Source organism: Pseudomonas sp. Marseille-Q1929 (assembly GCF_017316265.1).
Lineage (GTDB): Bacteria > Pseudomonadota > Gammaproteobacteria > Pseudomonadales > Pseudomonadaceae > Aquipseudomonas.
On sequence record NZ_JAFLWU010000038.1, the window covers coordinates 1 to 25856 of the forward strand.

The 25856-nt window shown below is 60.9% G+C and carries 23 protein-coding genes; 18 read left to right on the top strand and 5 right to left on the bottom strand.

What is annotated here, in order from left to right:
- Positions 1-740, top strand: a 740-nt coding sequence (locus J1G37_RS26215) for a hypothetical protein (protein WP_207046414.1), incomplete at its 5' end; no start/stop codon positions are given.
- A 72-nt stretch (positions 741-812) separates the two neighbouring features.
- Here the strand turns inward: J1G37_RS26215 and J1G37_RS26220 are convergent.
- Complete coding sequence (locus J1G37_RS26220; RefSeq protein WP_124528211.1) at positions 813-3707, bottom strand: ribonucleoside-diphosphate reductase subunit alpha; 2895 nt, start codon at positions 3705-3707, stop codon at positions 813-815.
- 567 nt (positions 3708-4274) lie between these two features.
- Here J1G37_RS26220 and J1G37_RS26225 point away from each other — a divergent pair.
- Together J1G37_RS26225 and J1G37_RS26230 are read left to right on the top strand one after the other, a co-directional pair.
- Entirely contained in the window at positions 4275-5000 is a 726-nt protein-coding gene (locus J1G37_RS26225) for a response regulator (RefSeq protein ID WP_207046417.1), read from the top strand.
- Positions 4997-6607, top strand: a complete 1611-nt coding sequence (locus J1G37_RS26230; RefSeq protein WP_207046419.1) for an ATP-binding protein — start codon at positions 4997-4999, stop codon at positions 6605-6607. Before J1G37_RS26225 ends, J1G37_RS26230 begins: the two co-directional genes overlap by 4 nt.
- Before the next feature lie 88 nt (positions 6608-6695).
- Here the strand turns inward: J1G37_RS26230 and J1G37_RS26235 are convergent, their stop codons facing one another.
- The gene (locus J1G37_RS26235) at positions 6696-7412 is read right to left on the bottom strand and encodes a 4'-phosphopantetheinyl transferase superfamily protein (protein WP_207046421.1); all 717 of its coding nucleotides are present in this window, start codon (positions 7410-7412) and stop codon (positions 6696-6698) included.
- A gap of 111 nt (positions 7413-7523) precedes the next feature.
- On the opposite strand from J1G37_RS26235, the gene J1G37_RS26240 reads away from it, so the two are divergent.
- Genes J1G37_RS26240 through J1G37_RS26250 form a run of 3 tightly spaced genes read left to right on the top strand, consistent with a single transcriptional unit; the run spans position 7524 to position 9871 of the window.
- The gene (locus tag J1G37_RS26240) at positions 7524-7832 is read left to right on the top strand and encodes a hypothetical protein (protein ID WP_207046423.1); all 309 of its coding nucleotides are present in this window, start codon (positions 7524-7526) and stop codon (positions 7830-7832) included.
- Between the two features lie 18 nt (positions 7833-7850).
- Entirely contained in the window at positions 7851-8528 is a 678-nt protein-coding gene (locus tag J1G37_RS26245) for a response regulator transcription factor (RefSeq protein ID WP_207046425.1), read from the top strand.
- Positions 8525-9871 (top strand): ATP-binding protein, encoded by a 1347-nt coding sequence (locus J1G37_RS26250; RefSeq protein WP_207046427.1) that lies wholly within the window; start codon positions 8525-8527, stop codon positions 9869-9871. Before J1G37_RS26245 ends, J1G37_RS26250 begins: the two co-directional genes overlap by 4 nt.
- A gap of 120 nt (positions 9872-9991) precedes the next feature.
- Here J1G37_RS26250 and J1G37_RS26255 read toward each other — a convergent pair whose 3' ends face one another.
- Positions 9992-10990: an AraC family transcriptional regulator gene (locus J1G37_RS26255; protein ID WP_207046429.1), complete on the bottom strand. Its 999-nt coding sequence runs from the start codon at positions 10988-10990 to the stop codon at positions 9992-9994.
- A 339-nt stretch (positions 10991-11329) separates the two neighbouring features.
- Between J1G37_RS26255 and J1G37_RS26260 the strand changes: the two genes are divergently transcribed.
- The 3 genes from J1G37_RS26260 (at position 11330) to J1G37_RS26270 (ending at position 14332) form a co-directional block, all read left to right on the top strand.
- Entirely contained in the window at positions 11330-12661 is a 1332-nt protein-coding gene (locus tag J1G37_RS26260) for a dicarboxylate/amino acid:cation symporter (RefSeq protein ID WP_017738180.1), read from the top strand.
- 136 nt (positions 12662-12797) lie between these two features.
- Positions 12798-13751 (top strand): XdhC family protein, encoded by a 954-nt coding sequence (locus J1G37_RS26265; RefSeq protein ID WP_207046431.1) that lies wholly within the window; start codon positions 12798-12800, stop codon positions 13749-13751.
- Entirely contained in the window at positions 13748-14332 is a 585-nt protein-coding gene (locus tag J1G37_RS26270; protein ID WP_207046433.1) for a nucleotidyltransferase family protein, read from the top strand. Before J1G37_RS26265 ends, J1G37_RS26270 begins: the two co-directional genes overlap by 4 nt.
- 187 nt (positions 14333-14519) lie before the next feature.
- Here J1G37_RS26270 and rne read toward each other — a convergent pair whose 3' ends face one another.
- Positions 14520-17648, bottom strand: a complete 3129-nt coding sequence (rne, locus tag J1G37_RS26275) for a ribonuclease E (RefSeq protein WP_207046435.1) — start codon at positions 17646-17648, stop codon at positions 14520-14522.
- Positions 17649-18407: 759 nt separating this feature from the next.
- On the opposite strand from rne, the gene rluC reads away from it, so the two are divergent.
- The 3 genes from rluC to J1G37_RS26290 are packed head-to-tail and all read left to right on the top strand — an operon-like array spanning position 18408 to position 21021.
- Entirely contained in the window at positions 18408-19367 is a 960-nt protein-coding gene (gene rluC / locus J1G37_RS26280; RefSeq protein ID WP_071483181.1) for a 23S rRNA pseudouridine(955/2504/2580) synthase RluC, read from the top strand.
- Entirely contained in the window at positions 19354-20016 is a 663-nt protein-coding gene (locus J1G37_RS26285) for an HAD-IA family hydrolase (protein ID WP_207046437.1), read from the top strand. The genes rluC and J1G37_RS26285 overlap by 14 nt, the downstream gene beginning before the upstream one ends.
- Positions 20017-20037: 21 nt before the next feature.
- Positions 20038-21021 carry a S49 family peptidase gene (locus J1G37_RS26290; RefSeq protein WP_207046439.1) on the top strand — a complete coding sequence of 328 codons (984 nt, stop codon included), beginning with the start codon at positions 20038-20040 and terminating at the stop codon, positions 21019-21021.
- A gap of 134 nt (positions 21022-21155) precedes the next feature.
- Here J1G37_RS26290 and J1G37_RS26295 read toward each other — a convergent pair whose 3' ends face one another.
- A complete protein-coding gene (locus tag J1G37_RS26295) occupies positions 21156-21734 on the bottom strand; it encodes a nucleoside triphosphate pyrophosphatase (protein WP_207046441.1) in 579 nt (192 codons plus the stop codon).
- A gap of 105 nt (positions 21735-21839) precedes the next feature.
- On the opposite strand from J1G37_RS26295, the gene J1G37_RS26300 reads away from it, so the two are divergent.
- The 6 genes from J1G37_RS26300 (at position 21840) to acpP (ending at position 25849) form a co-directional block, all read left to right on the top strand.
- Positions 21840-22370 carry a YceD family protein gene (locus J1G37_RS26300; RefSeq protein WP_017737760.1) on the top strand — a complete coding sequence of 177 codons (531 nt, stop codon included), beginning with the start codon at positions 21840-21842 and terminating at the stop codon, positions 22368-22370.
- A 13-nt stretch (positions 22371-22383) separates the two neighbouring features.
- Positions 22384-22566 carry a 50S ribosomal protein L32 gene (gene rpmF / locus J1G37_RS26305; RefSeq protein ID WP_008152339.1) on the top strand — a complete coding sequence of 61 codons (183 nt, stop codon included), beginning with the start codon at positions 22384-22386 and terminating at the stop codon, positions 22564-22566.
- A 4-nt stretch (positions 22567-22570) separates the two neighbouring features.
- Complete coding sequence (gene plsX / locus J1G37_RS26310; RefSeq protein ID WP_207046443.1) at positions 22571-23581, top strand: phosphate acyltransferase PlsX; 1011 nt, start codon at positions 22571-22573, stop codon at positions 23579-23581.
- Between the two features lie 126 nt (positions 23582-23707).
- Positions 23708-24646 carry an ACP S-malonyltransferase gene (gene fabD, locus J1G37_RS26315; protein WP_122514644.1) on the top strand — a complete coding sequence of 313 codons (939 nt, stop codon included), beginning with the start codon at positions 23708-23710 and terminating at the stop codon, positions 24644-24646.
- Positions 24647-24677: 31 nt separating this feature from the next.
- Positions 24678-25421 carry a 3-oxoacyl-ACP reductase FabG gene (gene fabG, locus J1G37_RS26320; RefSeq protein ID WP_207046445.1) on the top strand — a complete coding sequence of 248 codons (744 nt, stop codon included), beginning with the start codon at positions 24678-24680 and terminating at the stop codon, positions 25419-25421.
- A gap of 191 nt (positions 25422-25612) precedes the next feature.
- The gene (gene acpP / locus J1G37_RS26325) at positions 25613-25849 is read left to right on the top strand and encodes an acyl carrier protein (RefSeq protein ID WP_003175607.1); all 237 of its coding nucleotides are present in this window, start codon (positions 25613-25615) and stop codon (positions 25847-25849) included.
- Positions 25850-25856 lie beyond the last annotated feature (7 nt).

Below are 25856 nucleotides of genomic sequence, written 5' to 3' on the forward strand. Positions count from 1 at the left end.
GTGGAGGTGGCGGTGGGGGCGGTGGCAGTCGAGTTAACCCGGCTGACTTTGGCACCGTGGAGTCAATGAGTAACAAGCCATTTACTGAGGGGGCTCGTTACACGGATTACAAGCCAGATAAGAGCAACCCCGGCAAAAAGCCCGGTATGGGCAGAGAGGCTGGCAATATTTGGTCTGGTTTCAAGCAGGGGCCAGATGGGAACTGCGTTACTGTTTCAGCAATCAAGGCCGCAATGATGAAGTTCGGCCAGAAACCAACCGATATTTTCAAGAGCGTAAAAGCGTCAGGCGACGGTTATGACGTGGAAATGAGGGATGGGTTCAAGCTCCATTTGAGCAAGGGCGAATTGCAGCAGGCAGCACAGCAGGCGCGCTTCATGGGCGATGACCCGGCCATGATGACCGATGCCAACTTCCTGTACGCCGCCAGTGCGAAGCGGGCTCATATGGAGGGTAACAATGGGTTTGGCCATGGTAACGACCATAATGCCAAGCGAAGCTACATGGACGCATTGGTGAGCTTGAACGACGGTGAGCACGGGAGTGAGGGGCTGGATCGTTTGGGCCTCAAAGGCCTGTATCGGCAGTCTTCGAGTGGCGAGCTTGGAAGCGGGGCGTTGGGCGTGGTGAACTACGGTGGCCATTCAATGGCAGTCATTGGAGGACAAATAGAGCTATGGGGCGGGCGAGGTGGTCGGCCTCAGAGGGAGGATTGGGGACAGGCCTACGCGTTTATATAAAGTGCCAGCAGCGTATAAAACGAAAAAGCCCGTCACCCCAAAGGGTGACGGGCTTTCAACAAACCGCTCAGCTTATTGGCAAGCTTCGCAATCCGGCTCGTCGATCGCGCAGGCTTTTGGCACTGGCGCCGGGCCGGCAGGGGCAGCGAGAACCGAATCATCACCGTGGTTACCGCTGGAAACAGCGTTCAGCTTGCCGGTGTTGATGGTCGATTTCTCGGTGCTGGTCGCAGCCAGGGCACGGAGGTAGTAAGTGGTTTTCAGGCCACGGTACCAAGCCATGCGGTAGGTCACGTCCAGCTTCTTGCCCGATGCACCGGCGATGTACAGGTTCAGGGACTGGGCCTGGTCGATCCACTTCTGACGACGGCTGGCGGCGTCAACGATCCACTTGGTGTCCACTTCGAAGGCAGTCGCGTAGAGCTCTTTGAGTTCTTGCGGGATGCGCTCGATCTGCTGCACGGAACCGTCGTAGTACTTCAGGTCGTTGATCATGACCGAGTCCCACAGGCCGCGAGCCTTGAGGTCGCGAACCAGGTACGGGTTGATCACGGTGAATTCGCCCGACAGGTTCGATTTCACATACAGGTTCTGATAGGTCGGTTCGATCGACTGCGATACGCCGGTGATGTTGGCGATGGTCGCGGTCGGTGCGATGGCCATGATGTTGGAGTTACGAATACCTTTCTGCACACGGGCACGTACCGGCGCCCAGTCCAGGGTTTCGTTCAGGTCAACGTCGATGTACTTCTGGCCACGGGCTTCGATCAGGATCTGTTGCGAATCCAGCGGCAGGATGCCCTTGGACCACAGCGAACCCTGGAACGTCTCGTAGGCGCCGCGCTCGTCGGCCAAGTCGCAGGAAGCCTGGATCGCGTAGTAGCTGACCGCTTCCATGGACTTGTCGGCGAACTCGACCGCAGCATCCGAACCGTAAGGAATGTGCTGCAGGTACAGCGCGTCCTGGAAGCCCATGATGCCCAGGCCGACCGGACGGTGCTTGAAGTTGGAGTTCTGCGCCTGTGGCACCGAGTAGTAGTTGATGTCGATTACGTTATCGAGCATGCGTACTGCGGTGTTGACGGTGCGTTCCAGCTTGGCGGTGTCCAGCTTGCCGTTGACGATGTGGTTCGGCAGGTTGATCGAGCCCAGGTTGCAAACGGCGATCTCGTCCTTGTTGGTGTTCAAGGTGATCTCGGTGCACAGGTTCGAGCTGTGGACCACGCCCACGTGCTGCTGCGGGCTGCGCAGGTTGCACGGGTCTTTGAAGGTCAGCCATGGGTGGCCGGTTTCAAACAGCATGGACAGCATTTTGCGCCACAGGTCTTTGGCCTGGATGGTCTTGAACAGCTTGATCTTGCCCGGGTACTGGGACAGCGCTTCGTAGTACTCGTAGCGCTCTTCGAAGGCCTTGCCGGTCAGGTCGTGCAGGTCCGGCACTTCGGAAGGCGAGAACAGGGTCCACTGGCCGTCGTCGAAGACGCGCTTCATGAACAGGTCAGGGATCCAGTTGGCGGTGTTCATGTCGTGGGTACGACGACGATCATCACCGGTGTTCTTGCGCAGCTCGATGAACTCTTCAATGTCCATGTGCCAGGTTTCCAGGTAGGCACACACTGCGCCTTTGCGCTTGCCGCCCTGGTTGACCGCTACGGCAGTGTCATTCACGACTTTCAGGAACGGTACGACGCCCTGGGACTTGCCGTTGGTGCCCTTGATGTAAGAACCCAGTGCGCGCACTGGCGTCCAGTCGTTGCCCAGGCCGCCAGCGAATTTGGACAACATGGCGTTGTCGTGGATCGCGTGGTAGATGCCCGACAGGTCATCCGGCACGGTGGTCAGGTAGCAGCTGGACAGCTGTGGACGCAAGGTGCCGGCGTTGAACAGCGTCGGGGTCGACGACATGTAGTCGAAGGACGACAGCAGGTTGTAGAACTCGATGGCGCGGTCTTCTTTGTGCTTCTCTTCAATCGCCAGGCCCATGGCCACGCGCATGAAGAACACTTGCGGCAGTTCGAAGCGGATACCGTCCTTGTGGATGAAGTAACGGTCGTACAGGGTTTGCAGGCCCAGGTACGTGAACTGCTGGTCGCGCTCGTGGTTGATTGCCTTGCCGAGTTTTTCCAGGTCGAAGGTGGCCAGGATCGGGTTCAGCAATTCGAATTCGATACCCTTGGCGATGTACGCAGGCAAGGCCTTGGCGTACAGGTCGGCCATCTCGTGGTGGGTGGCGCTGTCGGCAACACCGAGGAAGCCCAGGCCTTCGGCACGCAGGGTGTCCATCAGCAGGCGCGCGGTCACGAACGAGTAGTTCGGCTCACGTTCAACCAGGGTACGGGCGGTCATCACCAGGGCGGTGTTGACGTCGGTCAGGGCCACGCCGTCGTACAGGTTCTTCAGGGTTTCGCGCTGGATCAGGTCACCATCGACTTCTTCCAGGCCTTCGCAGGCCTCGGTGATGATGGTGTTCAGGCGGCCCAGGTCCAGCGGTGCAAACGTCCCGTCGGCCAGGGTGATGCGGATCGACGGGTGAGCTTGCACGGCCGCTTCTTCAGCCGGGGTGCGCACGGCGCGCTCTTTGGAGCGGGCGTCACGGTAGATCACGTAGTCGCGGGCCACTTTCTGCTCGCCGGCACGCATCAGGGCCAGTTCAACCTGGTCCTGGATTTCTTCGATGTGGATGGTGCCGCCCGATGGCATGCGACGCTTGAAGGTCGCGGTGACTTGTTCGGTCAGGCGGGCAACGGTGTCGTGGATGCGCGACGAGGCGGCAGCGGTGCCGCCTTCAACTGCAAGAAACGCTTTGGTGATGGCGACGGTGATTTTGTCATCGGTGTAAGGAACGACAGTGCCGTTACGCTTGATCACGCGCAATTGGCCAGGTGCGGTGGCGGACAGATCCAGGTTCGAATCAGCGGCCTGCGTCACGGAGCCTTGCGGGTTCTCGCGAGTTGTGTCGGTTTGCATGGGGGGTTGTCTCCACGTTCTATATTTGATTGCGAGTGCCAGGCTCTTCCTGCAACACCCGTACCGTTTTCCATATCGGGGAATGGGAAACAGCTGCCATCCGCGTGAGCGGTTTGGTCTACTGAAAAATCGGTTGGTTCCCTACTGCGTCAGCAATAAAACCCTTGAATTTCGAACCACTTGTGTGGTTGGGCGATTCGGTCAAAAACCCCACATATAGGGTCTGTCGTGTCGCCGAGGTACAAGATAATGCGTTTCGGAAGGGTTGGCAACGCAGTAACCTGTGGATAACGCTGTGGGTAAAATGTGTATGAAAGGTCCAACCTGCGTGTAGGCCGCATTACTGCTGCGTTACGCCGTTTGTCATGAAATATTTCCGGCTCAAAACAGCTGGGCCATTTTCGAAGGGCGCGAACCCTATCACAAAATATCCCGATCGCCGAATGGATTTCCCGCCTTGTGCTACAGGCCGTGAGCATGGCTACAATCGGCCTCTGTTATGCCCTCAAAAGATTACAAATAAGCTGTGCTATCCCGACAACTTTCTAATAACAACGAGGACCACCCGTGGAGCAAGAAGCCTGGCAAATACTGATCGTCGAGGACGACGAACGATTGGCCGAGTTGACCCGTGATTACCTGGAAAGCAACGGCCTGCGCGTCTCGGTGGAAGGCAACGGCGCCCTGGCCGCGGCGCGGATCATCGGCGAACAACCGGATCTAGTGATCCTCGACCTCATGCTGCCCGGCGAAGACGGCCTGAGCATCTGCCGCAAGGTGCGCGAGCGCTATGACGGCGTGATCCTGATGCTCACCGCGCGCACCGACGACATGGACCAGGTGCTTGGCCTGGACATGGGTGCCGACGACTACGTGTGCAAACCCGTGCGTCCACGCCTCTTGTTGGCGCGCATCCAGGCCCTGCTGCGGCGCAGCGAGCCAGCCGAGCCGGCCATTGTCGAAAACCTGCGCCGCCTGCAATTCGGCCCGCTGGTGGTGGACAACGCCTTGCGCGAAGCCTGGTTGCATGACGGCGGCATCGAGCTGACCAGTGCCGAGTTCGACCTTTTATGGCTGCTGGTGGCAAATGCCGGGCGCATCCTGTCCCGCGAAGAGATCTTCATCGCCCTGCGCGGTATCGGCTACGACGGCCAGGACCGCTCCATTGACGTGCGTATTTCTCGCATCCGCCCAAAAATAGGCGACGACCCGATCCATCCGCGCCTGATCAAGACCATCCGCAGCAAAGGCTATCTGTTCGTCCCCGAAGCCGCTGCCGATATGCCGCTGTGAATTCGATCTTCCTGCGTATCTACGGCGGCATGTGCGCGGCCCTGATCCTCGTGGCGCTGCTGGGCGTGCTGGCCCTGCACCTGCTCAATGAAGTGCGCAGCGGCCAGTACCGCGAGCGCCTGGCCCACGGCACCTTTGCGCTGATGGGCGACAACCTCAAGCCGATGAGTCCCATCGAGCGCCAGCGCGCCCTGGCAGTGTGGGAGCGCTTGCTCGGCATTCCCCTGGAACTGCGCAGCCTCAGCGACGCGCAGTTGGACTTGAGCCAGCGCAATCGCCTGCAACGCGGCCAGGTGCTGGTGCAGCAGACCGGCCCCCATGCGGCGCGGGTGCTGCGCCTGGTCAGTGAGCAAGAGTCGTTGGTGTTGACCGGTGAAGTGCAGCAGATCAGCGAGCAGTTGGCCCGCGCGACCATTTACCTGCTGGCCGATGAACTGGTGCGCTACCCCGTCGCCGAACAGCCGCAACGCCTGGCCGACATCAAGGAAGCCAAGGGCTTTGGCTTTGAGATGCACTTGTTGGTCCTCGACCAGGCCGATATGGATGACGACCAGCGCCGTCGCGTCGCGGAAGGCGACACGGTGATGGCCTTGGGCAAGGGCGGCGACTCGATCCGCGTGTTCGCCGGCATGGTCGGCACGCCGTGGGTGTTGGAAATCGGCCCGCTGTATCAAATGAACCCTTACCCGCCGCAATGGCTGATCCTGATCGCGTTGATCGGCCTGACCCTGATCGGCTTGATCGTCTATCTATTGGTGCGCCAGCTGGAGCGGCGCCTCAAAGGCCTGGAGGCTGCCGCTACACGGATCGCCAAAGGCAACCTGGAAGTGCGCGTGCCCGCCCGTGGTGCCGACTCGGTGGGGCGCCTGGCTGCGGCCTTTAATGGCATGGCCGAGCACTTGCAGCAATTGCTGGCGATCCAGCGCGAGCTGGTGCGTGCCGTGTCCCACGAATTGCGCACGCCGGTGGCGCGCCTGCGTTTCGGCCTGGAGATGGTCGGCGATGCCACCACGCCAGAAGCCCGGCACAAATACCTGGAGGGCATGGACAGCGACATCCAGGACCTCGATGGCCTGGTGGACGAAATGCTCACCTATGCCCGCCTGGAGCAGGGCGCGCCGGAGCTGAATTTCCAGCGCGTGGACCTCAGTGCGTTGCTCGACCAGGTGATCGGCGAATTATCGCCACTGCGCCCGCAGGTCTCGGTCAGCCGGGGCATTTGCCTGTCCTCGGCGCATTGGGACGACGCCTGGGTCGACGCCGAACCGCGCTACTTGCACCGCGCCCTGCAAAACCTGGTGAGCAACGCCATGCGCCATGCCCAGGGTCAGGTGATGATCAGTTACCAGGTGGGGCAGGTGCGTTGCCGCATCGATGTGGAGGACGACGGCCCGGGCGTGCCGGAAAGCGCCTGGGAGCGGATCTTTACGCCGTTCTTGAGGTTGGATGACAGCCGCACCCGTGCTTCCGGTGGACATGGGCTGGGGTTGTCGATTGTGCGGCGGATCATCTATTGGCATGGCGGGCGGGCGTTGATTGGCAAGAGCAACAATTTGGGTGGGGCTTGTTTCAGCCTGAGTTGGCCCAGGGATCAGGAGAAACCCTGAGGCCGTCATCGCAGGCAAGCCAGCTCCCACATTTGAATGTATTCACAAATCAAACTGTGGGAGCTGGCTTGCCTGCGATAGCGATCTATCAGGCGCTGACAGCCACCAGGCTCAACAACTGCCCATCCGCCACCACAAACTGCCCCACCAACTCCTTGCCATAACACCACTCACTGGACAGATCCGTCAGCAACCGCAACCGCACAGCCCCTGACTCATTCCACTCCACCACCTCGGCATGCTCAAAATAAAAGCGCTTCTGCACAATCGGATAAAGCGCCTTGAACAAACTCTCCTTGGCCGAAAACGTCAGCGTCACCAGCAGCGCGTGCTGTTCACGCGACCCATCGGCCATGCGCTTGAGTTCGTCGCCTGTGAGTATTTCCCCCGCCAGGCGCTCCGCCCGCTCCAGCGGCAGCACATTTTCCAGGTCCATGCCCAGCCCGCGCCATTGCGCCTTATGCCCGACAATCGCCGCCGCATGCCCGGTGCTGTGGGTGATGGAGCCGCTGATATGCCCAGGCCACACCGGTGCCCGGTCATCCCCGATGGCGGGGATGCAATCGAGCTGATCCAGTTGTTGCAACGCCGCGCGAGCGCACAGGCGACCGGCAAGGAATTCGGCCTGGCGCTTGGCTACTGAGCGCTGGATGCTTGGCGGTGGCGGCACGGCGCTGCGCTGGAAGTCGCCTTCGGCCAATAAAGCCGGGTCGAACCGGGTGCTGAGCAGCACCGTGCCGGGCAAGGGGGCGGGCAGCGGCCAATGGGCGTCGAGTGGGGTGCAGCAGGCGGGTAGGTGAGTCATGGGCGGTATTCTGCCGAGTTGATAGGCCAGAGGATAGCCCGCTGTTCAGGGGGAGTTCAGGGGCGCCTGCGTAATCTGGCCTCAACCGCCAAACGCGTAGAGGCAAGCACCATGACTGCGATGAAAAAGCTGATGTTGGCGTTAACCATGCTCAGTGCCACCTCTGGGGCCCAGGCCGTCGACGGATTCTTTCCGGCATTTGGCAGCGAGAAGAGCAAGAAATCCAGCACGCTGATCCAGCGGGTCAGCGTCGAAGACGCGGGCGGCCAGCCGACGCCGTGGGGCCAATCCCTGGGCGTTACCGCGCCACAGCCGGCGTATCGCACCGGCTACGAACACCTGACGGGCCACTACAATGGCACTAAACTGCGCCCGCAAGACCTGCAGGGCCGCTATGATATCCCTCTGTCGGACAGTTGATTTGCTTTGGAGAGCCTTATGAAATTGCTGGTGGTGGAAGATGAGGCGCTGCTGCGTCATCACCTGTTGACCCGCCTGACCGACAGCGGCCACGTGGTTGAAGCCGTGGCCAACGCCGAAGAGGCGTTGTACCAGACCGGCCAATTCAACCATGACCTGGCGATCATCGACCTGGGCCTGCCCGGCATGGGCGGCCTGGACTTGATCCGCCAGTTGCGCACCCAGGCAAAGACCTTTCCGATCCTGATCCTCACCGCGCGCGGCAACTGGCAGGACAAGGTCGAAGGCCTCGCCGCCGGCGCCGACGACTACGTGGTCAAGCCCTTCCAGTTCGAAGAGCTGGAGGCGCGCATGAACGCCTTGCTGCGCCGCTCCAGCGGGTTTACCCAGTCCACCATCGTGGCCGGGCCGTTGATGCTCGACCTCAACCGCAAGCAGGCGTCCCTCGACGAACAACCGCTGGCGCTGACGGCCTACGAATACCGCATCCTCGAATACCTCATGCGTCATCACCAGCAAGTGGTCGCCAAGGACCGCCTGATGGAGCAGCTCTACCCGGATGACGACGAGCGTGATCCAAACGTCATCGAAGTGTTGGTTGGCCGCCTGCGCCGCAAATTGGAAGGCCCGGCGGGGTTCAAGCCGATCGACACCGTGCGCGGCCTGGGCTACCTGTTCAATGAGCGCTGCCGTTGATTCGTTCGCTGCGCGTGCGCCTGATGCTGGCGGCCGCCACCCTGGCCGTGCTGTTTATGCTGGGCTTGCTGCCGGCCATGCAAGGCGCGTTCAGCCTGGCGTTGCAGGATTCCATCGAGCAACGCCTGGCGTCGGACGTCACCACGCTGATCTCCGCCGCCCGCGTGGAAAACAACCGCCTGCTGATGCCGGCGCAGTTGCCCGACGAACGCTTCAACCTGACTGACAGCCGCCTGCTCGGCTATATCTACGACCGCGAAGGCCATCTAGTGTGGCGCTCGCGGGCGACCAAGGAAGAAAACATCAACTACAAGCCGCGCTACGACGGGCGTGGTAATGAGTTTGCGCGGATTCGCGAGGCCAATGGCCAGGAATTCTTCGTCTATGACGTCGAGGTCAAGCTGCTCGGCGGCAAGAGCGCGGCGTTCAGTATCGTCGCCCTGCAACCGGTGCGTGAATACCAGCTGACCCTCGAAGGCCTGCGGGAAAACCTCTACCTGGGTTTCGGCGCGGCCTTGCTGGTGCTGCTGACGTTGCTGTGGCTGGGCCTGACCTGGGGCCTGCAAGCCTTGCGGCGCTTGAGCCAGGAGCTGGACCAGATCGAAGGAGGCACCCGCGAGAGTCTTTCCGAAGAACACCCGCGTGAATTGCTGCGCCTCACCGGCTCCCTCAACCGTTTGCTCGCCAGCGAACGCGAGCAACGGGCACGCTATCGCGATTCCCTGGATGACCTGGCCCACAGCCTGAAAACCCCGCTCGCTGTGTTGCAGGGCGTCAGCGAAGACATGGCCCAGCGCCCCGAAGACCGCGATCAGGCCTGGGTGCTGCAAGCGCAGATCGAGCGCATGAGCCAACAGATCAGCTATCAATTGCAGCGCGCCAGCCTGCGCAAAAGCGGCCTGGTGCGTCATCAGGTGCGCCTGCAACCGGTGCTGCAAAGCCTGTGCGACACCTTGGATAAGGTCTACCGCGACAAGGGGGTCACTGTGGCCTTCGATTTGCCGGACGAGTGCTACGTACCCATCGAGAAGGGCGCCTTGCTGGAAATGCTCGGCAACCTGTTGGAAAACGCCTATCGCCTGTGTTTGCGCGAAGTGCGCGTCCGTCTGGTGGAAAGCCTCGAAGGCAGCGAGTTATGCATCGAAGATGATGGGCCGGGCGTACCGCCGGACCAGCGTGCACGGATTCTGCAACGGGGCGAGCGGTTGGACCGTCAGCACCCGGGGCAGGGGATCGGGTTGGCGGTGGTCAAGGACATCATAGAAAGTTACGGCGCGCGGCTGACTTTGGGGGACTCGCCGTTGGGTGGGGCGGCGTTCAAGATTCATTTTCCGGCGGTTTGATCTTTATTGCCTGTGCTGGCCTTATCGCAGGCAAGCCAGCTCCCACACTTGAATGCGTTCACACATCAAAAATGTGGGAGCGGGCTTGCCCGCGATGAGGCCCGCCCAGCCAACACCCCTCTAACTCTCCTGCGCCCGATAAGCCCCCGGCGTCACCCCCGTCCACTTCTTGAACGCCCTGTGAAACGCCGACGGCTCCGAAAACCCCAACTGCTCGGCAATCTCCTGCAACGACAAATCCGCCCGTCCCAGATGATAGATGGCGATGTCCCGCCGCAGCTCATCCTTGAGTGCCTGAAAGCTGGTGCCTTCTTCGCGCAAATGTCTGCGCAGCGTCTGCGGGCTGATGTGCAGGTGCTGGGCGACGGCCTCCAGATCCGGCCAGGGTGTGCGGTCGCGGCTCAGCAGGCGGCGCAGCTGGCTGCTCAAGCTGTCGCCTTCGTCAGGTCGCGACAGCAGGTCGGCCGGTGAGCGCTCCAGGAAGTGTTTGAGCGTGCGCTCATCCTGCAACAGCGGCAGGCTCAGGTAGCGCGCGGGAAACACCAGGCTGCTGTTCGGTGCGCCGAATACCAGGGCGCAGGGGAACAGCAGGTCGTATTCGCTGGCATGGGCTGGCATCGGGTAGCTGAACGTGGCCTGGTGCAGGCGGATGCGCTGGCCGATCAGCCAACTGCCGAGGCGATGCCAGATCACCAGCAGGCATTCACTGAGGAAGTGATCCGGGTCCCATAGCTGTGAGTCGTCCAGGCTCAAGCGGGCCATGTCGCCGTCGCGCGTCAGCTGCCAACGCGGGCCCTGTGGGAATAGGCTATAAAACAATAAGCCGCGCTCCAGCGCCTTCTCCAGGGTGCGGCAGTGGATCAGCGCGTGGCACATCATCGCAAAGGTGCCGCGTTTGCTTGGGCCCTCGGCGAAGCCCAGGTATTCGTCATCCAGCCCCAGCCAGAGCATTTGCAGCAGTTGGGTGAATTGCTCTGGGGCAATGCGCGCGCGCGGTTCGCTCAGCAGTTCCGGGGTAATCCCCACCTGCTGCAACAGCCCCGAATAGTCGTAACCCGCCCGGCGTGCACCGCCGAGCGCGGCCCGGGCGTAGTGACTGGCGATGGTACGTTCACGCATGCGAAGGCCTCGTCCATGGAGTGGCGGATCTTAGCCATCGGCGGATGGGGCGACAAGGCGGATATCCGCCAAATTGTAGGACGGGATTGGATGGGCGGGCGGAAATCCGCCACCTGATTCGGCGCTCTGGAAGGCGCCTGAAAACCCGCAGCCCCGATGTCTAAAGGCCTTCAGGCGTTTTCAGGAAAGTGGCACGGCGTTTGCGATAAGGATTACAGCGCAGGCCTGGACCTACAGGCTTCGCAAACAACAAATCCCTCCAGTGCAGGAGGGTTCGCAATTGAAGTGTCGTGGGCAATGGCGGATCTTTGCCACACGGGACGATTGAGGAACTTTGCAATGACGACTCGTCAGCCAATCTACAAATCCCTGTATTTCCAGGTGATCGTTGCCATCGTAATCGGCATCTTGCTCGGTCACTTTTACCCGGACACCGGCGTGGCCCTCAAGCCGCTGGGTGACGGGTTTATCAAACTGATCAAAATGGTCATCGCCCCGATCATCTTCTGCACCGTTGTCAGCGGCATCGCTGGCATGCAAAGCATGAAATCGGTGGGCAAGACCGGCGGCTACGCGCTGCTGTACTTCGAAATCGTTTCCACCGTCGCGCTGCTGATCGGCCTGATCGTGGTGAACGTCGTGCAACCGGGCGCCGGCATGCACATCGACGTAGCGACCCTGGATGCGTCCAAAGTCGCGGCCTACGTGACCGCCGGTAAAGACCAGAGCATCGTCGGCTTTATCCTCAACGTTATCCCGAACACCATCGTCGGCGCCTTCGCCAACGGCGACATCCTGCAAGTGCTGATGTTCTCGGTGATCTTCGGTTTCGCCCTGCACCGCCTGGGTGCCTACGGCAAGCCGGTACTGGACTTCATCGATCGCTTCGCCCACGTGATGTTCAACATCATCAACATGATCATGAAGCTCGCGCCAATCGGTGCCCTGGGCGCCATGGCGTTCACCATCGGTGCCTACGGCGTCGGTTCGCTGGTGCAGTTGGGCCAGCTGATGATCTGCTTCTACATCACTTGCATCCTGTTCGTGCTGGTCGTGCTGGGTGGTATCTGCCGCGCTCACGGTTTCAGCGTGATCAAGCTGATCCGCTACATCCGTGAAGAGCTGTTGATCGTACTGGGTACTTCCTCCTCCGAATCCGCACTGCCACGCATGCTGATCAAGATGGAGCGTCTGGGCGCGAAGAAATCCGTAGTAGGCCTGGTGATTCCAACTGGCTACTCCTTCAACCTCGACGGTACTTCGATCTACCTGACCATGGCTGCCGTGTTCATCGCCCAGGCGACTGACACCCACATGGACATCACTCACCAGATCACCTTGCTGCTGGTGCTGCTGCTGTCCTCCAAAGGCGCTGCTGGCGTGACCGGTTCGGGCTTCATCGTACTGGCTGCCACCCTGTCGGCTGTAGGCCACCTGCCGGTTGCCGGCCTGGCGCTGATCCTGGGTATCGACCGCTTCATGTCCGAAGCCCGCGCACTGACCAACCTGGTCGGTAACGCCGTTGCCACCATCGTCGTGGCCAAGTGGGTCAAGGAACTGGACACCGACAAGCTGCAAAGCGAGCTGGCGTCTGGCGGTACCGGTATCTCGGAAACCCGCGAACTGGACGACCTGGGCGTGGCCGAAGGCCCTGCACCTACCGTCAAGTAAGGCGCTGATGGCGTGAACTGACGCCCACCGCTACGCACAAACGCCCCGACCTGTTCGGGGCGTTTGCGTTTCTGGCGGTTTTTTTGTTTTACAGTGAGTGCATCTGTTTTGCGGGGTAACGCCTGCTGGAGGTCTGATGGACAGCGTGGATCTGAATGTCCTGCGCAGCGTGCTCGAATGGCGCCGTGCCGGGCAGCGCGTGATGTTGTACAGCGTCGTGCAGACGTGGGGCAGTGCGCCGCGCCCACCGGGGGCGATGCTGGCCTTGCGTGGCGACGGGGTGGTGATCGGCTCGGTGTCGGGTGGTTGCATCGAGGATGACTTGATCGCCCGGTTGTACGACGGTCGGCTAGCCGATGATGGGCCGCCCGTGCAGTTGGTGACCTACGGTGTCACCCGCGATGAGGCGGCGCGCTTTGGCCTGCCGTGCGGCGGCACCCTGCGCCTGACCGAGGAGCGGGTGGAGGAGTGGGCGTGGGTGGCAGAGCTGCTGGCGCGCTGTGAGGATCATCAGATGGTCGCCCGCGAGCTGAACCTGGTTACCGGCGAAGTCACGCTGAGCGCCGCGAGCAAGGCCGATGCGCTGACGTTCGACGGCGAACGCCTGCGCGCCATCTACGGCCCGCGCTGGCGCCTGCTGTTGATCGGCGCCGGCCAGCTGTCGCGCTATGTGGCGCAGATGGCGCGACTGTTGGATTTCGAGGTGTTGATCTGCGACCCGCGTACCGAGTTCGTCCATGGCTGGGAAGAACAGCACGGCCGCTTTGTGCCGGGCATGCCTGATGAAGCGGTGCTGACTATCCAGACCGATGAACGCACGGCCATCGTCTGCCTGACCCATGATCCGCGCCTGGATGATATGGCGTTGCTCACGGCGCTCAACTCCGATGCGTTCTATATCGGCGCCCTCGGGTCGCGGGTCAACAGCCAGAAACGCCGGGAAGACCTGGCAGCGCTGGGGTTGTCGGCGCAGGCGATTGCGCGTTTGCATGGGCCGATCGGCGTGTATATCGGCAGCCATACGCCAGCGGAGATTGCCTTGTCGTTGCTGGCGCAAATTGTGGCGATCAAGAATGGCGTAGCGGCGTGACGGTCACGGCGATTGTGCTGGCGGCGGGGCAGGGGAGCCGGTTCCGGGCTGAGGCAGGTCAGGATAAGTTGCTCGCGGATTGCGTGGGATTGGACGGCGTGACGCGGCCGGTGATCGAGCAGGTGTTGCTGAATCTGCCGGAGTGCATTGTGCAGCGCTGGGTGGTGACCTTGCCGGAGCGGCATGAAGTCATTCGGCTGGCAGAGGCCTATGGTTGCGAGGTGCTCCTGCTGGAGTCGGCAGGCATGGGTGACAGCCTGGCTGCGGCCGTTGCGGCCAGTGGCGCGGCGGATGGTTGGTTGGTGGTGCTGGGGGATATGCCGTTCATTCAGTCGGCGAGTATTGAGCGGGTGATCAATGGGCTGGCCGTCGATGGCATCAGTGTGCCGGTGCAGGCGGGGCAGTATGGGCATCCCGTGGCGTTTGGCCGGGCGTTTGGGCCGGGGTTGAGGGCGCTGAGGGGGGATCGTGGGGCCAGGTCGTTGTTTGCGCAGACGTCGGTGCGTGAGGTTGTAGTGGAAGATCCTGGCGTGCTGTGGGACGTAGACGTGCCGCAGTCGTTGAGCTTCGCACCGATTTGAATGTGGGAACACGGTTTGTGTGGGAGCTGGCTTGCCTGCGATAGCGGTGTATCAGTAAAAGATGCGCTGACTGAACCACCGCTATCGCAGGCAAGCCAGCTCCCACATTGGATCTCCTGTGTTTTGCAGGACATATAAAAAAGCCCCGCCTGATCTCTCAGGCGGGGCTTTTTAGTCGCTGATGGAATCAGACGAGAGGTTTGGTCTCGTGTTCTGCTTCCTGTGCAGCGGCGGCTGCCGCTGCTTCAGCTTCCTTGCGACGACGACGCACTTCACGTGGGTCGTTCGGCGCACGGCCGTTTTCGGTCAGGGCACTGGCTGGAGCTGCTTCAATCACCACGGCGGCGACCTCGGCAACCACGGCCACTTCAACCACTGGCGCAGGCTCGACTACCGGTGCAGGTTCAGCCACGGGTGCAGGTTCTGCAACCACGACTTCTTCGGCCACCGGAGCCGGCGCTTCTTCTACCACAGGGGCAGGCGCTGGCGCTTCAACCGGAGCGGCAGGTTCGGCAGTCCACTGGAAGGCGGTCTGTTCTTCACGAACTTCGCGCACTTCTGGAGCAGCTTCGACAACCGCAGCTTCAACCACTGGCTCAGGCTCAACCACTGGGGCTGGCTCAACCGCAACCACTTCAACTTCTGGCAGGGTTTCTTGTACCGGTGCAACTTCCACTTCGGCAACAACCGGAGCTTCGATTGGAGTGGTTGCTTCCACGATTGGCGCTTCAACCACCGGCGCTTCTACCACTGGGGTCTCGGCGACTGGCGCTTCAACTGCAGCGGTTTCTTCGACAGCAGCGGTAGCACGCTCAGCTTGCTCGTGGGCCTGGGCTTCAGCAGGTGCGCTGATGATCGAGCTGGCAACGGCGGCGGTCACGGCCAGGCCGGCAGCCAGTTCGCTGCCAGTGGCTTCACCGGTAGCAGCTTCGGCGTTCTCGCCGGTTTCTTCCGAGCCTTCGATCACGTTGCCATTGGCATCACGCTGACGCTCACGACGGTTGCTGCGGCGACGCTGGCCACGGGAGCGGCGGCGTGGGCGATCGCCTTCGGCGCCGTCCTGACCGTCTTCCTGCGACTGCTCTTCAGCGGTCAGCACTTCTTCGTCTTCGCTGGCAGCGGCTTGTTCGGCACGCGGCTGGCGCTCTTCACGCGGTGGGCGTGGAGCACGTTCTTCACGTGGCGCGCGTTCTTCGCGTGGCTGGCGAGCCGGGCGCTCTTCAGCGACAACGGCGGCGCCTGCAGCGGCAACAGCAGGTGCTGCGTCCAGCGGCTCGCGCAGTTCACGTACACGTTCTTCACGCTCGCCACGTGGCTTGCGATCTTCACGCGGGGCACGTGGCGTACGTGGTGCGCGTTCTTCACGCGGTGCACGTTCTTCGCGGGCTACGGCCGGGGTTTCTTCACGGGCTTCGCGTGGGGCACGTTCTTCACGCGGTGCGCGTTCTTCACGTGGCGCACGCTCTTCGCGCGGCTTGCGTTCTTCGTCACGGCGACCGTTGCGGTTACGGCTCTGTTGACGGCCGTTGCGACGTTCTTCGCTGCGTGCTGGACGCTCGGCGGCTGGTTTTTCAACCACAACCGGAGCAGCAGGCTCTTCTTTAGTGGCGAACAGACTGACCAGCGACTTCACCAGGCCTTTGAACAGGCTTGGCTCAGGCAGCGCGGCCGGCGCGGCAACCGGTGCGGCAACTTCGGTCGGAACCGGAGCGTTGGCGCGGGCCGGGGCAGTCTTGACCGCTGCTTCCTGGCGAACCAGGGTGCGGGTCGCGGCGGCTGGCTGGACTTCTTCCACTTCGGCAGCGGCAGCGGCGATTTCGTAGCTGGACTGGCCGCTGTGGGCTTCCGGGCTGTCGTCACGCAGGCGCTGCACTTCGAAGTGCGGCGTTTCGAGGTGATCGTTCGGCAGGATCACGATACGGGCACGGGTACGCAGTTCGATCTTGGTGATCGAGTTGCGTTTTTCGTTGAGCAGGAAAGCTGCAACCGGGATCGGCACTTGCGCGCGGACTTCGGCGGTGCGGTCTTTCAGGGCTTCTTCTTCGATCAGGCGCAGGATCGCCAGGGACAGCGATTCAACGTCACGGATGATGCCGGTGCCGTTGCAACGCGGGCAGACGATGCCGCTGCTTTCGCCCAGGGATGGACGCAGGCGCTGACGGGACATTTCCAGCAGGCCGAAGCGCGAGATACGGCCGACTTGTACGCGGGCACGGTCGGCTTCCAGGCATTCGCGGACTTTCTCTTCCACTGCGCGCTGGTTCTTGGCCGGGGTCATGTCGATGAAGTCGATCACGATCAGGCCGCCGATGTCACGCAGGCGCAGCTGGCGGGCGATTTCTTCAGCCGCTTCCAGGTTGGTCTGCAGGGCGGTTTCTTCGATGTCGCTACCTTTCGTGGCGCGCGCCGAGTTGATGTCGATGGACACCAGGGCTTCGGTCGGGTCGATCACGATGGAGCCGCCGGAAGGCAGTTCGACGACGCGCTGGAAGGCGGTCTCGATCTGGCTTTCGATCTGGAAACGGTTGAACAGCGGCACGCTGTCTTCGTACAGCTTGATCTTGCTGGCGTACTGCGGCATCACCTGGCGGATGAAGGTCAGGGCTTCGTCCTGGGCTTCAACGCTGTCGATCAGCACTTCGCCGATGTCCTGGCGCAGGTAATCGCGGATGGCGCGGATGATCACGTTGCTTTCCTGGTAGATCAGGAACGGCGCGGAACGATCCAGGGACGCTTCTTTGATGGCGGTCCACAGTTGCAGCAGGTAGTCGAGGTCCCACTGCATTTCTTCGCTGCTGCGGCCCAGGCCGGCAGTGCGCACGATCAGGCCCATGTCGGCCGGTGCGATCAGGCCGTTCAGCGCTTCACGCAGTTCGTTGCGCTCTTCGCCTTCGATGCGACGGGAAATACCGCCGGCACGTGGGTTGTTCGGCATCAGGACCAGGTAACGGCCAGCCAGGCTGATGAAGGTGGTCAGGGCGGCGCCCTTGTTGCCACGTTCTTCTTTTTCGACCTGGACAATGACTTCCTGGCCTTCGCTCAGGACGTCCTTGATGTTCACGCGGCCTTCGGGGGCTTTCTTGAAGTATTCGCGGGAGATTTCTTTGAGGGGCAGGAAGCCGTGGCGCTCGGAGCCGAAATCGACAAAGGCAGCCTCAAGGCTTGGTTCGATGCGAGTAATACGGCCTTTATAGATGTTGGCCTTCTTTTGCTCGCGTGCACCGGATTCGATGTCCAGGTCGTAGAGGCGTTGGCCATCTACCAGTGCAACACGCAACTCTTCGGGTTGAGTTGCGTTAATCAGCATTCTTTTCATGTTGTACCGTCGGTTTCCGGGCTGCCGGAAACGGCGTTCGGCACACACGACTTCTCACGGTCGGTGTCAGGTGCGTCAAGAGTGGTTGGCCACTCCAGTGTCCAGCAAATACAGGCCAATTGGGCCGGTATCGCGACGGACGCGTCCTGCTTGTTAGCGGTGGTGACAAAGGCACCACTTCAACAAAAGCTAAGGTCAGGAGGAGGAATCAACCGGCGACTGTGGACGAGATGAAGCGTCTAAATATAAGCCTAGTGCTACACGGTCCGACGGTTGTGCATCTCCACCCTACACGTATCCCTGATAATTCGGGTGCTGCCGCGCGCAGAATCCGCAGCGGGTTGGCATTTACCGTGTTTTCCAATGGGGAGAACACGCTCATGGCTAAACAAGACTGGGTGTGGGCGATTGCGCTCCCACTCAGCTCTTAACAGGCGTTGTTTCCGAAGCATTCGCCATGGTCTGGCTCAAGACTGACTGCACTTTGTGAACTGGCCGTAAATATCGGCGCAAAACGCGAGTATTCACTCTGCTTTCTGCACTCGCTTCAGGCCTCATGTCACCTGCGCTCGTTACAATCCTGAGCTTTCCAAGGTGGCGAAAGCCCCGTAGGACGGCCTCGCGTCCTGATGAATTGCGATGGTCAGGGCCGGCTGTGTGCCGCATGTCCTCTGGCCAGGCCGCTTTTGGCGGCGTTCGCGACTATAGCAGCAATGATTAAGTGCTTCAATTCCATAAAAAATTGTTATCATCGCCGGCATGACGACTACCGCCCCCCAGACCCCCAGCGTCCAGCTGCTTGAGGTCTCGCCGGAATATGCCGGCCAACGCATCGACAATTTTCTCCTGGCCAGGCTCAAAGGCGTGCCCAAGACCTTGATTTACCGCATCTTGCGTAAAGGTGAAGTGCGGGTGAACAAGGGCCGGATCAAGCCCGAGTACAAGTTGCAGGCGGGCGATATCGTCCGTGTGCCGCCGGTGCGCGTGCCCGAGCGTGACGAGCCTGTGCCATTGGCCCAGGGCTTGTTGCAGCGCCTGGAAGCCTCGATTGTCTTCGAAGACAACAAGCTGATCGTGATCAACAAGCCCTGCGGCATTGCCGTGCACGGTGGCAGCGGCCTGACGTTCGGCGTGATCGAAGCCTTCCGTCAGTTGCGCCCGGATGCCAAGGAGCTGGAGCTGGTCCATCGCCTGGACCGTGACACCTCCGGCCTGCTGATGATCGCCAAGAAACGCAGCATGTTGCGCCACCTGCACACCGCCCTGCGTGGCGATGGCGTGGACAAGCGCTACATGGCGCTGGTGCGTGGCAACTGGGCCAGTTCGATCAAAAGCGTGCGTGCGCCGTTGCAGAAGAGCAACCTGCGCTCCGGCGAACGCATGGTCGAAGTGGACGAGGAAGGCAAAGAAGCCCTGACCCTGTTCAAGGTGCTGCGCCGCTTCGGTGACTTCGCCACGATGGTCGAGGCCAAGCCGGTGACCGGTCGTACTCACCAGATCCGTGTGCACACGCTGCATGCCGGGCATTGCATTGCCGGCGACACCAAGTATGGCGACGAGGACTTCTCCAAGGAGATCCGCGACCTGGGCGGCAAGCGCCTGTTCCTGCACGCCTACATGCTCACCGTACCGCTGCCCGATGGCGGCGAATTGAAGTTGCAGGCCCCGGTCGATGAGATGTGGGCCAAGACCGTGGAGCGTTTGAGTGTCGCACCTTGACTACAAGCTGCTGATTTTTGATTGGGACGGCACCCTGGCCGATTCGATTGGCCGGATCGTCGAGTCGATGCACGCCGCGTCGACCCGTTCGGGTTACGCGCTGTGCAGCGATTTTGCGGTCAAGGGTATCATCGGACTGGGTTTGCCTGAGGCGATTCGTACCCTGTATCCCGAAATCAGTGATGCTGAGCTGGTGACCTATCGTGATCACTACGCTGATCACTACATTGCCCTAGAGGCTACGCCTTCGCCGCTGTTTGACGGTGTGGTGCAGTCTCTCGACGCGTTTCGTGCCCAGGGCTATCACCTGGCGGTCGCCACCGGCAAGGCCCGTCGGGGCCTGGATCGCGTGCTCAAGGCCCATGGTTTTGAAGATTATTTCGACATCACCCGCGCCGCCGATGAAACCGCCAGCAAGCCGCACCCGCTGATGCTGGAGCAGATCCTGGCCCATTGCGGCGTATCGCCGCGCCAGGCGCTGATGGTGGGTGATGCCTCCTTCGACCTGATGATGGCGCGCAATGCGGGCATGGACAGTGTCGCGGTCAGCTATGGTGCCCAGGCCGCCGAGGCCTTGCAGCAATACGAGCCGCGGCTGACGATCGATCATTTTTCCGAATTGCAGGCCTGGCTCGGCCGGGCCCAATAAGTCTTTGCTGGGGTTAATGGCATGAGTGATGAGTGGAAAGCGCCCGAAAAGGCCCAGAGTGGTGACGACAAGAGCTGGAAGCTGCTGGAGAAGACCCTCCTGGCCAGCGTCCAGGAGCAGCGTCGTTCGCGGCGTTGGGGGATTTTCTTCAAGCTGCTGACGTTCACTTACCTGCTCGGCATGCTGGTGTTATTCAGCCCGCTGGTGGACATGGAGAAAAGCGCCACCCGTGGCAGCCATTACACCGCCTTGATCGAAGTGCGCGGGGTGATTGCCGACAAGGAGTCCGCCAGTGCCGACAATATTGTCGGCAGCCTGCGCACCGCGTTTGAAGACCCCAAGGTCAAGGGCGTGATCTTGCGCATCAACAGCCCTGGCGGCAGCCCGGTGCAGTCGGGTTATGTGTATGACGAGATTCGTCGCCTGCGTGCCCTGCACCCGGATACCAAGCTATACGCGGTGATTTCCGACCTGGGTGCCTCCGGCGCCTATTACATCGCCAGTGCCGCCGACCAGATCTATGCCGACAAGGCCAGCCTGGTGGGTTCCATTGGTGTGACGGCGGCCGGTTACGGCTTTGTCGGTACCATGGAGAAGCTGGGGGTGGAGCGTCGCACCTACAACTCGGGTGAGCACAAATCGTTCCTTGATCCGTTCCAGCCGCAGAAGGCGGATGAAACCCAGTTCTGGCAGGGCGTGCTCGACACCACCCATCGCCAGTTCATTGCCAGCGTGAAGCAAGGGCGCGGCGATCGCCTGAAGGATAAGGATCATCCAGAGCTGTTTTCCGGGTTGGTCTGGTCGGGCGAGCAAGCGTTGCCGCTGGGCTTGATCGATGGCTTGGGCAGTGCCAGCTCGGTGGCGCGCGATGTCATCGGCGAGAAAGAGCTGGTGGACTTCACTGTGCAGGAATCGCCGTTTGACCGGTTCTCCAAGAAGCTGGGTGCCAGCGTGGCGGAGAAGTTGGCGTTGTATATGGGCTTCCAAGGCCCGACCCTGCGCTGATACCTCAAGGCAGGTTTAGATCCAAAATGTGGGAGCGGGCTTGCCCGCGATAGCGGTGGGTCAGTCAATATCAATTTTGGCTGGTCCGCCCTCATCGCGGGCAAGCCCGCTCCCACATTTGTTTTGCGGTGTGTTTAAGGTATTTGCACACCTTCGGCCAGCAGCATATCCACCAGGCGAATCAGTGGCAGCCCGATCAGGCTGGTCGCATCTGGCCCTTCGGTGCTCTGGAACAGACTCACCCCCAACCCTTCAGCCTTGAAGCTGCCCGCACAGTCATACGGCTGCTCGATCCGCAGGTAACGCTCGATTCGCTCGGCATCCAGTATGCGCATCTGCACCGTAAACGGCACACAGTCCACCTGGCAGTGCCCCGTCTCGCTGTTGAGCAGTGCCAGGCCGGTCAGGAAGCTCACGTGCTTGCCGCTGGCGGCCAGCAGCTGTTCGCGGGCGTTCTCGAAGGTGTGGGGTTTGCCGATGATGCGTCCGTCGAGCGCTGCCACCTGGTCTGAGCCAATAATCAAGTGCCCCGGGTGAGTGGCGGCAAGGGCGCGGGCCTTTTCTTCGGCGAGGCGTTTGACCAGTTCGACGGCGGACTCATTGGCGCGATGGCTTTCGTCGATATCCGGCGAGCTGCAGATGAACGGCAAGTGCAGGCGGCCGAGCAATTCCCGGCGATAAACCGAGCTGGAAGCGAGTAATAAAGGCAGCATGGGCGTCTCCTCAAGGCAGTCGCGGATTCTAGCGAGGAGTCCAGGTGACGGACAGGGCTGAATTTCCTTTGACATGGCTGGGTGCATCCCTATAATGCTGCGCCTATGTTGAATGACCCGATTCCACCTCACGTTGACCCGCGCAAATTGGCAGATCGTGGCACTTCCCTTCAAGGTGAATTGCTGCTGGCCGATTTGGAGAGACTCTGCGACCCGCTTTCCGACACTGTCGGTACGGTGCAGGCGAAATTCGTTTTTGAACGAGATGAACGTAAATCTGTGGTAATTCACAGCTTTATCGACACCGAGGTCAAAATGGTTTGCCAGCGTTGTCTTGAGCTGGTCACCCTGCCGATTCACAGCGAATGCAGTTACGCTGTGGTGAAGGAGGGTGCGAATACCCAGTCGTTACCGAAAGGTTATGACGTGCTGGAACTGGGCGAAGATCCATTGGATCTGCATGCACTGATCGAGGAGGAGCTCTTGCTCGCCTTGCCCATTGTGCCTGCTCATCATCCGGAAGAATGCCAGCAGCCGGAGGGGCTCGATGACGAGCCCGAACCGAGCGAGGACGAGGTAACGCGGTCCAACCCGTTCAGTGTATTGGCGCAGTTAAAGCGTGACCCAAACGTTTAGGAGTTAATCAATTATGGCTGTTCAGCAGAACAAAAAATCCCGCTCTGCCCGTGACATGCGTCGTTCGCACGACGCCCTGACGGCGAGCACTCTGTCTGTAGAAAAAACCACCGGTGAAATTCACCTGCGTCACCACGTATCGCCAGAAGGCGTATACCGTGGTCGTAAAGTGATCGACAAGGGCGCTGACGAGTAATCACTTGTCTGCTCTAGTCATCGCGATAGACGCAATGGGCGGGGACTTCGGTCCCCGCAGCATTGTTCAGGCCTGCATTGCCAGCCTGTCTGCAACGCCCTCGCTGCACCTGACCCTCGTCGGTCAACCCTCCTTACTTGAAGACCTGATTGCCAGCCATCCGGCGGTGGATCGCGCGCGCCTGACGATTACGCCAGCCAGCGAAACCATCACCATGGATGAAAAGCCGGCGGCTGCCCTGCGTGGCAAGCCTGACTCTTCAATGCGGGTGGCCCTGGAGCTGTTGCGCGATGGCAAGGTGCAAGCCTGTGTCAGTGCCGGCAACACCGGCGCGCTGATGGCGTTGTCGCGTTATGTGCTCAAGACCTTGCCGGGCATTGATCGGCCGGCGATGGTCGCGGCGATTCCGACGCAGAAAGGCTATTGCCAACTGCTGGACCTGGGCGCAAACGTCGATTGCAGTGCCGAGCATCTGTTCCAGTTCGCGGTGATGGGCTCGGTGGCCGCCGAAGCGCTGGGCGTGGCCCGGCCGCGGGTGGCCCTGCTGAATATCGGCACCGAAGACATCAAGGGCAACCAGCAGGTCAAGCTCGCCGCTACCTTGTTGCAGGGCGCGCGCGGCTTGAATTACATCGGCTTTGTCGAGGGGGACGGTTTGTACCGTGGCGAAGCGGATGTGGTGGTGTGTGACGGCTTTGTCGGCAATATCCTGCTTAAATCCAGTGAAGGCTTGGCGACGATGATCGCCACGCGCATTGAAGCGCTGTTCAAGCAGAACATCGCTTCACGCCTGGTGGGTGCTTTGGCGCTGCCATTGATGCGCCGCTTGCAGGCCGACCTCGCGCCGGCACGGCATAACGGTGCGAGCTTTCTTGGCTTGCAGGGCATTGTGGTGAAAAGCCATGGCTCGGCGGGGGTGGAAGGCTTTCAAAGTGCCATTGCGCGGGCCGTGATCGAGATCCAGGAAAACCTGCCGCAACGCTTGCACGGCCGTCTCGGGGACCTGTTGCCTTAGGCGAATCGGCCCGAAAATGCTTAAATGTGACCGGCCAGTTCAATTGACCATCCAATTTGTCAGTTTCGTGCGCTCCCACCGTAGGCGCGTTCATTTTTGACGACCAGATCATTAGGGGCTTGTTACATGTCTACATCCCTCGCATTCGTCTTTCCAGGGCAGGGTTCGCAGTCCCTCGGCATGTTGGCCGAGCTGGGCGCGCAATACCCGCTGATCCTGGATACCTTCAAGGAAGCTTCCGACGCCCTGGGTTACGACCTGTGGGCACTGACCCAGCAAGGGCCGGAAGAGCAACTCAATCAAACCGATAAAACCCAGCCGGCCATCCTGACCGCTTCGATCGCCCTGTGGCGCTTGTGGCTGGCAGAGGGCGGCGCGCGCCCGGCATTTGTTGCCGGTCACAGCCTGGGCGAATACAGCGCCCTGGTGGCGGCGGGCAGCCTGACACTCGCGGAAGCGGTCAAGCTGGTCGAGCGCCGTGGCCAATTGATGCAAGAAGCCGTTCCGGCCGGGCAGGGCGGCATGGCCGCTATCCTGGGTCTGGACGACGCCGTGGTGATCGAAGCCTGCGCCGAAGCGGCCCAGGGCGAAGTGGTCAGCGCGGTGAACTTCAATTCGCCTGGCCAGGTCGTGATCGCCGGTGCCAAGGCCGCTGTCGAGCGTGCCATCGAAGGCTGCAAGGCCCGTGGCGCCAAGCGCGCCCTGCCGTTGCCGGTAAGCGTGCCGTCGCACTGCGAGCTGATGCGCCCGGCCGCCGAGCGTTTTGCCGAGTCCATTGCCGCCATCAACTGGCAGGCGCCGCAGATCCCGCTGGTGCAGAACGTCAGCGCGGCCGTTGCCGCTGATCTCGACACCCTCAAGCGCGACCTGCTGGAGCAGCTCTACAAACCGGTGCGCTGGGTTGAATCGGTCCAGACCCTGGCTGCCAATGGCGCCACCGAGCTGGTCGAGTGCGGCCCGGGCAAAGTCCTGGCCGGCCTGAATAAGCGCTGCGCCGACGGTGTGTCGACTGCCAACCTCAATACCCCGGATGCCTTCGCTGCCGCTCGTGCAGCACTGGCCTGAGCCTTTATTTACGAACTTGGGAGAAGCCTGCATGAGTCTGCAAGGTAAAGTTGCACTGGTTACCGGCGCCAGCCGTGGCATTGGCCAGGCGATCGCCCTGGAACTGGGCCGTCAGGGCGCCGTTGTGATCGGCACCGCCACCTCCGCTTCGGGCGCCGAGCGTATCGCCGCGACCCTGAAGGAAAACGGCGTGCAAGGCACCGGCCTGGAGCTGAACGTGACCAGCGATGAGTCCGTGGCTGCTGTACTGGCCCAGATCAGCGCAGAGTTCGGCGCGCCGGCTATTCTGGTAAACAACGCCGGTATCACCCGCGACAACCTGATGATGCGCATGAAAGACGACGAGTGGTACGACGTGGTCGATACCAACTTGAACAGTCTGTTTCGCCTGTCCAAGGGCGTTCTGCGCGGCATGACCAAGGCGCGTTGGGGCCGAATTATTAATATTGGCTCCGTAGTGGGTGCCATGGGCAACGCAGGCCAAGTAAACTATGCGTCCGCCAAGGCCGGTCTGGAAGGTTTCAGCCGGGCATTGGCACGTGAAGTCGGTTCGCGGTCGATTACGGTCAACTCGGTGGCCCCTGGGTTCATCGACACCGATATGACCCGCGAACTGCCGGAAGCACAGCGTGAAGCCTTGCTGACGCAGATTCCGCTGGGCCGTCTGGGCCAGGCTCAAGAGATCGCGAATGTGGTGTCTTTCCTGGCATCCGACGGTGCGGCATACGTGACTGGGGCTACAATCCCGGTTAACGGCGGGATGTACATGAGTTAAATTGTGACGGATCGCTTCAAAAAAATGTCATACGAGCTGTCTAAAATCCGTTATAAAGCTGCAACTTAATTTAGAGGCGGGTGGCCACCGGGTACGTGGGTGAAGCTTTCAGTTGAAAAACTGAAAAGCCTTTCTATACACTTACCCACTGGCCAGCTGCCTGAATTTGTCCATTAGGAGTTAAACAAGGTATGAGCACCATCGAAGAGCGCGTCAAGAAAATCGTTGCCGAGCAACTGGGCGTTAAAGAAGAAGAAGTAGTCAACACTGCTTCCTTCGTAGAAGACCTGGGTGCCGATTCCCTTGACACCGTTGAGCTGGTGATGGCTCTGGAAGAGGAATTCGAGACCGAAATCCCGGACGAAGAAGCTGAAAAAATCACTACTGTTCAAGCTGCTATCGACTACGTTACCAGCCATCAGGCGTAATAGTTTT